Below are 13,363 nucleotides of genomic sequence, written 5' to 3' on the forward strand. Positions count from 1 at the left end.
CGAGACCGACCTCCAGGACTTCCAGGGCCTGGTGGACGCCGGGCCTGCGAGGACGTCGACGACCCGGAGCCGGGCCCCGGCCAGGTGCGGATCGCGGTGCGCGCGGCGGGCGTGCACCTGGTGGACGCGGCGGTCCGGCGCGGCTGCCCGGAGTGGCCGGCGCTGCCGGACCTGCCCACCACACCGGGCAGCGAGGTCGCGGGGGTGGTCGACGCGGTCGGCGCGGACGTCGACGGCGCGTGGTTGGGGGAGCGGGTGGTGACGCAGCTCGGCCTCGCCAGCGGGGGGTACGCCGAGCTGGCGGTGCGGGAGGTGGGCGCGCTGCACGTCATCCCGGTAGGGCTCGGCTTCCCCGCCGCCGTGGCCATGATCTGCTCCGGCCGCACCGCGCTCGGCGTGCTGGACGAGGCCGCGCCCACCGCGGACGACGTGGTCGTCGTGACGGCCGCCGCGGGTGGTGTCGGGACGATGCTCGTGCAGGGCGCGTCGCGGGCCGGTGCGGTGGTGGTCGGGTTGGCCGGGTGCGAGGTGAAGCGGCGGGCGGTGCTGCGCGCGGGTGCCGCGATCGCCGTCGACTACCGGCGGGACGGGTGGCAGCAGGACGTCGTCGCCCGGCTCGGCGGGCGGGAGGTGACGGCGGTGCTGGACGGGGTCGGCGGCCCGCTCGGGCGCGGTGCCGTGGACCTGCTCGCGCCGGGTGGTCGGCTGGTGATGTTCGGCGCGTCGTCGGGGGAGTTGGTGCGGGTGACGTCGGAGGACCTGTTCGAGCGCTCGCTGACGGCGACGGTCGCCGCGGGGCCGCACGTGGCCAAGCGGTCCGGTGGCCTGCGGGTGCTGGAGGCACGGGCCCTGGCGGAAGCGGCGGCCCACCGCCTGACCCCGGTGATCCACCCGTTCCCCCTGGGGGAGGCGGCGCGGGCGCACGCGGCGGTGGAGAGCAGGCACACGGTCGGCAAGGTCGTCCTGGTCCCGGACGCCGGCTAGGGTCGTGACCATGCTGCACGGGAGGTCCGCCGAACTGGCCGTGGTGGACCGGCTGCTGTCCGACGCCCGCGCCGGCCGCAGCGGGGGGCTGGTCGTGCGGGGCGAGGCGGGCATCGGCAAGTCGGCCCTGCTGGCCCACGCCGCCACCAGGGCAACCGCCACGGGCCCGGAATTGTCGGACCCCGCCGGCACAATGAAAGCAGGGGACCCCCTGGCGGGGACCTCTGCGAAGCGCTCGCTGCGCGCGCCCGCCGCCATCCCGATCCCGCTTGCCGCCGACCCGATCCCGCTCGCCGCCGACCCGACTCCGGCCCGGCCGGAGACGGCACCCGGCACCCGCGCCGGCGCGTTCCGGGTCCTGCGCGGCACGGCGGTGGAGTCCGAGTCGGTCGTCCCGTTCGCCGGCCTGAACCTGCTCCTCGGTCCCGCCGTCGACCACGTCGACTCCCTGCCGCCGACCCAGGCCACCGCGCTGCGCGCCGCCCTCGGCCTGGCCCCGACCGACGGCGGCGACCACCACCTCGTCGGCCTCGCCGTCCTCACCCTCCTGGCCGACCTCGCCGAACGCGGCCCCGTCCTCTGCCTGGTGGACGACGCCCACTGGCTCGACCAGGCCTCCGCGCACGCCCTCGTCTTCGCCGCGCGCCGCCTCCAGGCCGAGGGCGTCGCGATGCTCTTCGCCGCCCGCGACCTGCACGCACCGCCGTTCCCCGCGCCGGGCCTGCCGGAGCTGCGCCTCACCGGCCTCGCCGCGGAGCACGCCGCCGCCCTGCTCGACGAGCACGCCGCCGACCTGCCGCGCTACGTCCGCGACCGGATCGCCCAGGAGGCGCGCGGCAACCCGTTGGCACTGCTGGAACTCCCGGCCGCCCAGCGCGAAGGCCACCTGCCCGCCGCCCACGGCCACCGCGTCGCCGCCCTGCCCACCCACAGCCGCATCCAGCAGACGTTCGCGGACCGCATCGGCACCCTGCCCGAGCGCACCCGCACCCTCCTGCTGGTCGCGGCCGCCGACGACACCGGCGACCCGGGCGTGGTGTTCAAGGCCGCCGGCCTGCTCGGCGCGTCCGTGGACGACCTCGAAGTCGCCGAGCAGCGCCAACTCCTGCGCTCCGACGACGGCCGGCTGACCTTCCGCCACCCGCTGATCCGCGCCGCCGCCTACCAGAGCGCCACCCTGGCCCGACGCCTCGCCGTCCACCGGGCGCTGGCCGAGGTGCTGGACGACGCCCACCGCAGCGCGTGGCACCTGGCCGCCGCCACCACCGAACCCGACGAGGACGTCGCCCAAGCCCTGGCCCGCACCGCCGAGGACGCCCGCGGGCGGGGCGGTTACGCCGCCGTCGCGTCGGCGTACCAGCGTGCCGCCGAACTGACCCCGGACCCCGTCCGACGCGGGCACCGGCTCGCGGCGGCGGCCGGCGCGGCGGGTGCGGCGGGCCAGTTCGACCGCGCGGTCGTGCTCGCGGACCAGGCGTGGGACCTGGTGACCGACCTGGTCGACGGCGCGCGGGTGGCCCGCATCCAAGCCCGGTTGGCCAGTGAGCAGGGACGGTCGGCGGAGGCCGCGGAGCAGCTCGCCCGCGCCGCCGGCTGCGCCACGCACACCGAGCCGGAGCTGGCGGGGGAGCTGCTGTTCAACGCCGCCAACAACGCCTGGGCGGGGCGCGACTTCGACGCGTTGGCCGAGATCGCGGCACGGGCCGCCGACCTGCCCGGCGCCGACGACATCCGGGCCGTCGCCACCGCCGCCTTCGGCCTGGAGGGCGACGACGTCCCCGGCGGGACCGCCGCGCTGCGCGCGTTGCTGGACTCGCCGTACGTCGGCGGACCCGGCAACGCGGTCACCGCGTGGTGGCACCTCGTCCTGGGCGACGACCGCGCCGCCCACGAGTGGGCGTTCCGGGTCGAGCGGCAGTCCCGCGCCGAGGGCGCGCTGGGCGTGCTGCCCCGGGCGCTGGCCTACCTGGCCCGGGGGCACCTGCACCTCGGGCAGCACCGCGACGCGCGCGCCGCCGCCGAGGAGGGGCTGCGGATCGCGGCGGACATCGGGCAGGGGTTCAGCGTCGGCTTCCTGTCGAGCGTGCTCGCGGAGCTGGCCGCCATCGAAGGCGACGAGGCCCGGTGCGAGGAGCTGGCCGCGACGGAGACCGGCGGCCCGCCCGCGTCCGTGCGGGCGGCGTGCGCCCTGGCGTTGCTGGACCTCGGGCTCGGCCGGCACGAGTCCGTGCTGGACCGGTTGGCCGACGTGGCCGCGGGCGCGTACCGGCTCTACTCCGTCTCCAGCCTGCCCGACCTGGTGGAGGCCGCCGTGCGGCTGGGGAAGCCGTCCGCCGCCGAGGACGCCGCCGCCTGGTACGACGAGTGGGCGTCGAGCAGCGGCCAACCGTGGGCGCGGGCGGTCGCGTCCCGCTGCCGCGCGCTGCTTACCGACGACGAGCGGGCGTTCACGACGGCTGTCGAGCTGCACCGGGTCGACGGGAGCCGCCCGTTCGAACGCGCCCGCACGGAGCTGCTGTACGGGGAGTGGCTGCGCCGGGCCCGCCGCAAGGCCGACGCCCGCACGCACCTGCGGTCCGCCGCCGAGCTGTTCGAACGCCTGGGCGCGACGCCGTGGGCCGCCCGCGCCCGCACCGAGCTGCGGGCCACCGGCGAGAGCCGCGCCGTGCCGGGGCCGGACCCGCTCGGCGCCCTCACCCCGCAGGAGCTCCAGGTCGTGCGGCTGGCCGCCGAGGGGTTGAGCAACCGGGACATCGGCGCGCAGCTGTTCCTCAGCCCGCGGACGGTCGGCTACCACCTCTACAAGGCCTACCCGAAGCTCGGCGTGGCCTCCCGCGTGGAGCTGGCCAAGCTCGACCTCGCCTGAGGACCGAATGGTCTAGACCCATTGACAGCACCTCCCGGACGTCCCCACGCTGGACGGCAGCCGGCCGCCGCCTGCCCCGAGGAGGACCAACGGTGAAACCCCCAGCGAGGACGGCCCGAGCGCTCGCCGTCCTGGTGATGGTGCTCGGCGCGACCGTCGTGTGGCACGCGGGTTCCGGCACCCCCGCCGCGTCGGCCGCCGAACCCCTGCGGAGCCTCGTCCCCGTGCCGGTGTCCGTGCAGCCCACCGCCGGTGTCACGCACACCGTCACGGCCGCCACCAGGATCTACACCACGCCCGCCGCGCACGGCGTCGGGGACCAGCTCGCGGCCCTGCTACGCCCGTCCACCGGCTACGCCCTGCCCGTCACCGACACCACCGGCACCCCGACCGACGGCATCTCGCTGCTCCTCGGCGGCGCACCGGCCGCCGTCGGTGACCAGGGCTACCAGCTCGCCGTGACGGCCGCGTCCGTGCAGCTCCGCGCCACCACCCCGGCGGGCCTGTTCGCGGGCGTGCAGACGCTGCGCCAGCTCCTGCCCGCCAAGGTCGAGAGCCGGACCGCCCAACCGGGGCCGTGGACCGTGCCCGGTGCGACGATCACCGACCACCCGCGGTTCGCCCACCGCGGCGCGATGCTCGACGTGGCCCGCCACTTCCACCCGGTCGCCACGGTCAAGCGGTACCTCGACCAGCTCGCCCTCTACAAGGTCAACTACTTCCACCTGCACCTGACCGACGACCAGGGCTGGCGGATCGTGATCGACAGCCGGCCGCGCCTGGCCGAGTACGGCGGCAGCACGCAGGTCGGCGGCGGACCCGGCGGGTACTACACCAAGGCCCAGTACCAGGAGATCGTCGCCTACGCGGTGGCCCGGCACATCACCGTCGTGCCCGAGGTCGACCTGCCCGGCCACACCAACGCCGCGCTGGCCTCGTACCCGGAGCTGAACTGCAACGGCGTCGCGCCCGCGCTGCGCACGGACATCGCGGTCGGCTACTCGTCGTTGTGCGTGTCCAAGGACGTCACCTACGCGATCGTCGAGGACGTGATCCGCGAGCTCGCCGCGATGACGCCCGGCCCGTACCTCCACATCGGCGGCGACGAGGCGAGCGCGACCACCGACCAGGACTACCGGGCGTTCATGGACCGCGTCCTGCCGCTGGTGGGCAAGTACGGCAAGAAGCCGATGGGCTGGCACGAGTTCGTCAAGACCACCACCGACACCGGCGCCGTCGCGCAGTACTGGGGCACGACCACGTCCAACGCCGTCGTGCAGAACGCCGCCGCCCGCGGCCAGAAGGTGCTGATGTCGCCCGCGAACAAGGCCTACCTGGACATGAAGTACAACTCCGGCACGCCCATCGGGTTGAGCTGGGCGGGGTACGTCGAGGTGCAGGACGCCTACTCCTGGAACCCGGGCACCCACGTCAGCGGCGTGCCGGAGTCGGCCGTCCTGGGCATCGAGGCTCCACTGTGGACGGAGACGGTGGTGACGCCGGCGCACCTCGACCACCTGGCGTTCCCGCGCCTGCCCGCGCTGGCCGAGCTGGGCTGGTCGCCGTGGTCGACGCACAGCTGGGACGCGTTCCGGACCCGCCTGGGCGCGCAGGCGCCGCGGTGGACCGCGATGGGCATCGCCTTCTACCGCTCGCCGCAGGTCTCCTGGGACACCGGCGGCACCACCACCACGACGACCACGACCACCACCACGAGCACCCAGCCGTCCGGCACCTGGGCCCCGAACCAGGCGTACGCGGTGGGCGCCCGCGTCACCTACGACGGCGTCGCCTACGAGTGCCGCCAACCGCACACGTCCCAGCCCGGCTGGGAGCCGCCGAACGTCCCCGCCCTCTGGCAACGCCTCTGACGCGCACCCGAGCGTTCAACTCGGGTGCTCTGAACGTAGGACTCTCGCGCTCCGAACGTAGGACTCTCGCGAGAGTCCTACGTTCACGTCGCGCGTGTCCTACGTTCGAGTACCCCGAGTTGAGCGTTCAGGACGTGACGCGGGCGGCGGAGACCGGGCGCTGGGCCATCGTGTACGTGCCCGCCGACGACGTGTTCACGCTCCACCGGTACCGGCTGAACGCGCCCGTCGCGTCGGACGCGTAGAACATCATGTGCCCGTACCCCGCGCCGCCGGTCCCGGCGGTGGCGTTGAAGATCCGGTTGTCCGGGAACCGGAAGTAGTTGCCCACCCCGTACACGCCGTGCGGCTCGGACGTGCAGTCCACGACCTCCACCGCGTACTGCGTCTCCCCGGCGAAGTTCAGGCCGGCCCCGGGCGCGGTGTAGACGCCCTTCACCGACCGCACCATCACCACGTGCCCGGTGTTGGTGTCCTGGTCGTTGCGGTAGTCGACGGCGATCAGGTCGCCGGGCCGCAGGTCCGCCACCCTGGTGACGCGCTCGAAGTGCGGGACGTCCCGCTCGGCGAACGCCGCACGGTAGTCGCGGGCGAACGGGCTCGCCACCCCGAAGTGCTTCCGGAAGAACGCCGAGGTCGCCCACCGGTACGTGCGCTTCAGCACGGCCGTCTGGAACGACGCGCACTGGCTCCGGTTGACCCACCCGGACGCGTCACCGGGCGACCCCCACCGGACCACGTTCGGCTGGTGGGGCTCCTTGTAGGTGTTGTTCGTCAGCGGGCACGCGGGCAGCGACAGGTAGCCGACCAGCTGCTCGGCCTCCAGCAGGTGCGGTGTGGACGTCCGGTGTGGACGCACCGCGCGGGCCGGCGCGGCGGTCGTCCCGAGGGTGGCGGCCGCCCCGGCGGCGAGGGCGCGTCCTCCCCGGAACGGTCTGCGCGACAAGTCCATCGTGCGACTCCCCCTTCGGTGCGGGCCCGCATACCGTAGTCGAAGGGGGAGCGCCGCACGTGGAGGTTCAGCGCGCGTAGACCAGCAGAACCGTCGTCAGCACGGTAATGAGTCCGCTCTTGATTACTCTGTGGGGCATCGGCGAACTTCAGTTAACTTTCCTGAAGTCCAGTACTCTGAGTAAGCTGGTAGGGCGAGTCCGGCAAGCAGGTTCGAGGGGAGTTCGAGTCATCTCTCGCGGCATGGTGTACGTTCCGAAATTCAGCTGAGACGCTGAAGTTCGCTGAAAGGCACGCGGTCGTGGTCGTTGAAGACGGATTACCCTTGCTGGCGCGCCGCCTCCGGGCGTTGCGCGAGGAGGAGTGGCCCGAGGTCACGATCACGCAGAGCGACCTGGCCCAGGTGCTCAGCGCCGAGAAACCGGCCAGCGTGCCCTTGCTGTCCTCCTGGGAGAGCCGCACCACCCCCAAGACCCCGCCGCCGCACCGCCTCGCCGCCTACGCCACGTTCTTCGCGACCCGACGCTCGGTCGAGAACCGCCCGTTCCGGCTGATCCCGCCGGATGAGCTGACCCCGGACGAGGCCGGCCGCCGCGACGAGCTGCTGCGCGAGCTGATGGACCTGCGCGCCGCCGCCGGGCAGCGCGAGAGCGGCGCGTCACCGGCCCAGGACCACGCGGACCGCGGCTCGTGGTACTTCCACGACCGGCACGACATCACCATCGTCGTGGCCCAGCTCCCCGCCGACATGCGGGCGAAGATGCCCTACTCCGACCCGTCCCGACCGGACTACGTCGAGCTGTACACCTACGCCGACCTGGACGCCCTGATCGAGCTGCACGGGCACATCCGCGCGGTCAACCCGCGCAGCCAGGTCAACTTCCGCATCGCCTCCGAGCTCGCGCCCGACGACTACACCACGCACCTCGTGCTGCTCGGCGGCGTCGACTGGAACCTCGTCACCCGCGAGCTGCTGGACCGCGTCGACCTGCCCGTCACGCAGGTCGCCCGGCACCACGAGTCCGAGGCCGGCGGGTTCGTCGTGCGCACCCCGTCGGGCGAGGAACGCCTCTACGCGCCCAAGCTCGCCAGGCACGGCGACCACGAGGTGCTGCTGGAGGACGTCGCGCACTTCTACCGCGGCACGAACCCGTTCAACCACAAGCGAACGGTGACGATCTGCAACGGCCAGTACGGCAGGGGCACCCTCGGTGTCGTGCGGGCCCTGACCGACGGGCGGTTCCGCGACCGCAACGCGGAGTACCTGGAACGGCGATTCCCCGACCACGACTCCTACAGCGTCCTGACCAGGGTGGTGGTGGTCAACGGCCAGGTGGTCACGCCGGACTGGAACCTGCCGGGCTCCCGACTCTCCGAATGGCCGGAGGGCCGGAGTTGACCGTCACCACCCTCGCGTCGGTGAACCACCACGGTTCCCACCGGCACCTGCTCAGCCGCTACCCCGTCGCCGTCCCGGCCGACGTCGACGCGATCATCGTGCCGACCGCGCGGCCCACCGCCTACCTGGAGCACGTCGTCGCGCTCGCGCGGCACCACGGCTGCACGCTGGTCACGCTGTGCAGCCGCCGGTCGTCCGCGGACGCCGCCGCCGCGCTCGCCGAACGCGCCGGGGTCGAGGTCGTCGCCGTCGACGTCGCGGACGTGCCCGCCGACCTGCTGCCGCCGCTGCGGACCACGGCGATGCTGCGCGGCGGCCGGTTCGCCCGCCGCACCGACACCAGCCTGAAGCGCAACCTCGGCCTGCTGCTCGCGGCGGCGGCCGGGTGGGAGCGGGTCGTCTACGTGGACGACGACGTGGTGATCCCGGAGCCGGACGACCTGCGCGCCGCGGCGGGGCTGCTCGACCGGTTCACCGGCGTCGGGCTCTCCGTCGGCGGCTACCCGGACAACTCGGTGGTGTGCCACGCCTACCGGGAGGCCGGTGGCGCCCAGGACACGTTCATCGGCACGGGCGCGCTCGCGATCGGCCGCGAGTCGTTCACGTCGTTCTTCCCCGACATCTACAACGAGGACTGGTTCTTCCTGCTCGACGAGACCGGGCTCGCGCCGTCGGCGGTGACGGGGCTCGCGGTCCAGCAGCCCTACGACCCGTACCACGACCCGATGCGGGCCCGGACCGAGGAGCTGGGCGACAGCCTCGCGGAAGGGCTGTTCGGGCTGCTCGACACCGGGGGTGGCCTGACCGACGCCACCGCCGCGTACTGGCGGGGGTTCCTGGGCCGGCGCAGGCGGTTCATCGACGAGGTCATCACGATGGTCCGCGACACCCGGCCGGACGGCCCGGCCAAGCGGCAGGTGATCGCCGCCCTGAAGGCCGCCGGTGGCCGCAACCGCCTCATCGAGCCCCGGCTGTGCGTCGACTACCTCACCGCGTGGCGTGCCGACCGCGAGGTGTGGCGCGACCACGTCGAGGCGACCCGCCGCCGCTGCGGCGGCCGACCCGTGCCGAAGCTCCTGGCCGACCTCGGCCTGCTCCACCGCTACCGCCCGCGCGCCTGACCACCGCCTCCCATGTGGCGGAACGCTCAGTCCGCGGCCCGTTCCGGCGATTAGGCTCGCCTGCTGGAACGTGGACGAGCGTGCGACGGCCGAGCCGTCGATCGGACGGGAGCGGGGCATGACGAGCACCGATGGTCGGCAGAAGTGGCTGACCGTCGCCGAGGAGCTGGCCGCGACGTTGCGGGTCGACGCGGCGGAGCGGGACCGGCGCGGTGCGGAGCCCGTGGCCGAGGTCGCGTCGTTGCGGCGGTCCGGGCTGCTGGCGATCGCGGACTGGGCCACCCAGCAGGCCGTGACCAGGGTCGTCGGCGCGGCCGACGCGAACGTCGGCCACCTGCTCGGCTACCACTACCTCCAGGTGTGGCGCCGCGGCCTGTTCGGTGACGGCGACGTCGGGCCCACCGGTGCGGACGTGTTCTGGGCCGGGGTCAGCAACCCGCTGGACGCCGCGCTGGAGCTGCGGCCCGTCGACGGCGGGTTCGAGGTCACCGGGCGCAAGACGTTCGCCACGGGCGCGTCGGTGGCCGACCGGCTCGTGGTCAGCGCCACCCGCACCGACAACGCCGACAAGGTGACGTTCACGCTCGACGCCAAGGCCGACGGCATCACCTACCGCGGCGACTGGGACAACATCGGGCAGCGCCTCACCGCCAGCGGCGGCGTCGTGTTCGACCGCGTGCACGTGCCCGCCGACCAGGTGCTCGGCGCGCACGACGAGACGAGCCCGCGCCAGTCGCTGGCCGGCCTGGGCTTCCAGCTCGTGCTGGCCCAGCTCTACGTCGCGATGGCCGAGGGCGCGCTGGCCGAAGCCTCCCGGTACACCCGCACGACGACCCGACCGTGGTTCCTCAGCGGCGTCGACGCGGCCACCGCCGACCCGTACATCCTGGGCGCGTACGGCGAGCTGGTGTCCGAGACCCGGGCCGCCGGCCTCCTCGCGGACCACGCCTCGGAGCGGCTGGACCGGGCGTCCGCCCGCGGCGCCGACCTGACCGGGGACGAGCGCGCCGAGACCGCCGCCGCCATCTCGTCGGCCAAGGTCGTCGCCACCAGGGTCGCCAACGAGACCACCAGCCGGGTGTTCGAGCTGTGCGGCGCCCGCGCCACCGCCGCCGGCTACGCCTTCGACCGGTTCTGGCGCAACGCCCGCACGCTCACCCTGCACGACCCGGTGGCGTACAAGGCCCGCGAGGTCGGCGCGTACTTCCTCACCGGCGAGCACGCGCCCTACACCGGGTACAGCTGATGGAGCCGTTGCTCGCGCGCAGCGTGCGCCTGGAGGACGACGGCGTGCACGTGCTCGACCGGCGCAACTTCCCGTTCGAGCGGACGTGGGTGCGCTGCGGCACGGTCGTCGAGGTCGCCAAGGCCATCGAGGACATGGTCACCCAGTCCTCCGGCCCGTACTTCGCCGCGCTGTGGGGCATGGTGCTGGCCGCCCGCGAGACCCGCGGCCTGCCCAGGGCGGAGGCACGCGCCCGGCTCGACCGGGCCGGGCAGCTCCTGATCGAGACCCGGCGCACCAACAACCACCTCCGCAAGGCGGTCGCGGCCGTGCTCGCCGGGGTGGACACGCACGAGGACGTCGAAGCCGGCGCGCTCGAAGGCGCGAGGGCGGGGGACGAGCGCTACCGCAGCCGCAGCCGCAGGCTCGGCACGCACACCGCCGAGCTGCTGCCGGACGAGGGCGCGGTGCTCACGCACTGCTGGGCCGACCTCTACCTGACCGAGACCGTCGCCGCTGCCCAAGCGATGGGCAAGCGCTTGCGGTTCGTCTGCACGGAGACCCGGCCGTACCTCCAGGGCGCCCGACTGACCGCGGAGACGCTGGGCGAGATGGGCGTCGACACCACCCTGATCACCGACGGCATGGGCGCGGCCGTGATGTCGACCGGCGACGTGGACGTGCTGCTGACCGCCGCCGACCGCGTCACCATGGACGGGCACGTGGTCAACAAGGTCGGCACGCTCGGGCTGGCCGTCGCGGCGCACGCGTTCGACGTGCCGTTCCTGGCCATGGTGCAGGCGCCGGACCGGCTCGCGCCCACCGCCGCGGACGTGCCGATCGAGCACCGGCCGGGCGACGAGGTGCTGCACACCCTGGGCCGCCGCACGGCCACCGAGCGGGCGCGCGGCCTGTACCCGGCGTTCGACGTGACGCCGCCGCGGTTCGTCACCTCGGTGGTGACCGACCGCGGTGCGTACGCTCCGGACGCTTTGGCCGATTACTACGTTGGGGACGTTCATGAGTGAGTGGGTCGTGCTGGACATCGAGGGCACGCTCAGCGCCACCGACCAGGTCCTGGTCACGCTGTACGGCTACGCCCGGCCGCGGCTCGGGCCGTGGATCGACGAGCACGCCGACGACCCGACCGTGGTCGAGGCCGTCGCGCAGATCCGCGAGCTGTCCGGTGTGGACGGTGGCACGGACGAGCTGGTGCGCGTGCTGCACGACTGGATGGACTCCGACCGCAAGGTCACCCCGCTCAAGACGTTGCAGGGCCTGATCTGGCAGCGCGGCTACGCCGAGGGCGACCTGGTGGCCGAGTTCTTCCCGGACGTGGTCCCGGCCCTGCGCGCCTGGCACGACGCGGGCGTGAAGCTGGCCGTGTTCTCGTCCGGTTCGGTGGCGGGCCAGGTGGCGTTCTTCGCGCACACCACCGACGGCGACCTGAGCTCGTTGTTCGAGCACCACTTCGACACCGTCAACGCGGGCCCGAAGCGCGAGGCGTCGTCCTACCTGAAGATCGCCTCCGTGCTCGGGTCGACCGACATCACGTTCTACTCCGACGTGCCCGCCGAGCTCGACGCCGCCGCCGAGGCCGGGTGGCGGACGGTCGGCGTGCGGCGGCCCGGCGAGCCCTACGGTGACGCCGACTTCGGTCCGCACCGGACCTCGGAGACCCTGTGACGCCCGGCGAGGCGCTGGCCGCCGAGTGCGCCCGGTACACCGCGATGGGCTGGATGCGCGGCACGTCGGGCAACCTGTCGGTGGTCGTGGGCCGCGACCCGCTGCGGCTCGCGGTGACCGCCAGCGGCAAGGACAAGGGCGAGCTGGGGCCCGACGACGTCGTCATCATCGACGCCGAGGGTCGCACGGACGACCCGGTGCGCGTGCCGTCGGCCGAAGCGGGCCTGCACGGGCGGATCGCGGCGGTGTCCGGCGCGGGCGCGGTGGTCCACGTGCACGCCCTCGCTCCGGTGGTCGCGGCCGAGCGGTGGCCGGGCGGCGTCGAGCTGCGCGACCTGGAGATGCTCAAGGGCTTCGGCCGGCAGGCGCACGACGACCTGGTCGTCGTCCCGGTCGTGCCGAACAGCCAGGACATGCGGGAGCTCGGTGACGCGTTCGAGGCCGGGTTCCGCGCGGACGTGCCGGCCTTGATCGTGGCCCGGCACGGGGTGTACGTGTGGGGTGACGACCTCTACCAGGCCCGGCACCGGTTGGAGTGCCTGGAGTGGCTGTTGCGCTTCGCGGTCGAGACCAGCAGGAGGTAGGCGCGATGACGTTGCTGACCGTGTGGTCGGACACCGACCCCGAGAGCGTGGTCGTGCGCACCGCCGACCCCGCCGAGATCGCCCTGGAGCTGAAGCAGCTGGGCGTCCGCTACGAGCAGTGGCCGGTCGTACCGGGTGTGACCAGGGAGAACGCCCTGGAGGTGTACGCCGAGCAGGTCTCCCGGGTGACCGAGAACGAGGGCTACATCCTCGTCGACGCGATGGAGATGACGCCGTCCGACGACCCGGAGTGGCTGGAGTCGGCCGGGCAGGCGCGGCTGAAGTTCCTGGCCGAGCACACCCACGACGACGACGAGGACCGGTTCTTCGCCCGCGGCGCCGGGGTGTTCTACCTGCACGTGAAGGGACGCGTGCACGCCGTGCTGTGCGAGGCGGGCGACCTGCTGAGCGTGCCCGCGAACACGACGCACTGGTTCGACATGGGCACCCGGCCGGACTACGTGTCGATCCGGTTCTTCCACGACGACGACGGCTGGGTCGGCAACTTCACCGGCAGCGACATCGCCCGGTCGTTCCCGACCTTCGACACCCTCATGGCCGGTCACCGAGCGAGCTGAGCTCCGCGGCCAGGTTCGCCCTGGCCCGCCGCTCCCACCGGGCCCGCGCGTGCGGCGTGACGTACAGCGGGTCGCGCTCGGCCAGGCCGCGCAGGACC

Annotated in this window: 11 protein-coding genes; 10 read left to right on the forward strand and 1 reads right to left on the reverse strand. The window is 73.8% G+C overall.

Annotation, left to right across the window (positions count from 1 at the left end; genetic code table 11):
* The 3 genes from AB0G02_RS17290 to AB0G02_RS17300 form a co-directional block, all read left to right on the forward strand.
* A partial coding sequence (locus tag AB0G02_RS17290) for a zinc-binding dehydrogenase (protein ID WP_360794915.1) occupies positions 1–984 on the forward strand: 984 nt, incomplete at its 5' end.
* 10 nt (positions 985–994) lie between these two features.
* Positions 995–3,850: a LuxR C-terminal-related transcriptional regulator gene (locus AB0G02_RS17295; protein ID WP_360794917.1), complete on the forward strand. Its 2,856-nt coding sequence runs from the start codon at positions 995–997 to the stop codon at positions 3,848–3,850.
* A gap of 137 nt (positions 3,851–3,987) precedes the next feature.
* Positions 3,988–5,721, forward strand: coding sequence for a family 20 glycosylhydrolase (locus AB0G02_RS17300; protein ID WP_360794942.1), 1,734 nt, complete (start codon positions 3,988–3,990; stop codon positions 5,719–5,721).
* Positions 5,722–5,848: 127 nt separating this feature from the next.
* Here AB0G02_RS17300 and AB0G02_RS17305 read toward each other — a convergent pair whose 3' ends face one another.
* The gene (locus AB0G02_RS17305; protein ID WP_360794920.1) at positions 5,849–6,673 is read right to left on the reverse strand and encodes a hypothetical protein; all 825 of its coding nucleotides are present in this window, start codon (positions 6,671–6,673) and stop codon (positions 5,849–5,851) included.
* Between the two features lie 324 nt (positions 6,674–6,997).
* Here AB0G02_RS17305 and AB0G02_RS17310 point away from each other — a divergent pair, with 324 nt between their 5' ends.
* From AB0G02_RS17310 to AB0G02_RS17340, 7 genes are all read left to right on the forward strand, one after another.
* Positions 6,998–8,071 (forward strand): XRE family transcriptional regulator, encoded by a 1,074-nt coding sequence (locus AB0G02_RS17310; protein WP_360794923.1) that lies wholly within the window; start codon positions 6,998–7,000, stop codon positions 8,069–8,071.
* A gap of 20 nt (positions 8,072–8,091) precedes the next feature.
* Positions 8,092–9,192 (forward strand): hypothetical protein, encoded by a 1,101-nt coding sequence (locus AB0G02_RS17315; RefSeq protein WP_360794925.1) that lies wholly within the window; start codon positions 8,092–8,094, stop codon positions 9,190–9,192.
* 118 nt (positions 9,193–9,310) lie between these two features.
* Positions 9,311–10,438, forward strand: a complete 1,128-nt coding sequence (locus AB0G02_RS17320; RefSeq protein ID WP_360794928.1) for an acyl-CoA dehydrogenase family protein — start codon at positions 9,311–9,313, stop codon at positions 10,436–10,438.
* Positions 10,438–11,445 carry a s-methyl-5-thioribose-1-phosphate isomerase gene (locus tag AB0G02_RS17325; protein WP_360794931.1) on the forward strand — a complete coding sequence of 336 codons (1,008 nt, stop codon included), beginning with the start codon at positions 10,438–10,440 and terminating at the stop codon, positions 11,443–11,445. Before AB0G02_RS17320 ends, AB0G02_RS17325 begins: the two co-directional genes overlap by 1 nt.
* Positions 11,438–12,103 (forward strand): acireductone synthase, encoded by a 666-nt coding sequence (mtnC, locus tag AB0G02_RS17330; RefSeq protein WP_360794933.1) that lies wholly within the window; start codon positions 11,438–11,440, stop codon positions 12,101–12,103. The genes AB0G02_RS17325 and mtnC overlap by 8 nt, the downstream gene beginning before the upstream one ends.
* A complete protein-coding gene (gene mtnB / locus AB0G02_RS17335; RefSeq protein ID WP_360794936.1) occupies positions 12,100–12,687 on the forward strand; it encodes a methylthioribulose 1-phosphate dehydratase in 588 nt (195 codons plus the stop codon). The genes mtnC and mtnB overlap by 4 nt, the downstream gene beginning before the upstream one ends.
* Positions 12,688–12,692: 5 nt before the next feature.
* The gene (locus AB0G02_RS17340; RefSeq protein ID WP_360794939.1) at positions 12,693–13,265 is read left to right on the forward strand and encodes a cupin; all 573 of its coding nucleotides are present in this window, start codon (positions 12,693–12,695) and stop codon (positions 13,263–13,265) included.
* Positions 13,266–13,363 lie beyond the last annotated feature (98 nt).

It is taken from the genome of Actinosynnema sp. NPDC023658 (assembly GCF_040639995.1).
Lineage (GTDB): Bacteria > Actinomycetota > Actinomycetes > Mycobacteriales > Pseudonocardiaceae > Actinosynnema.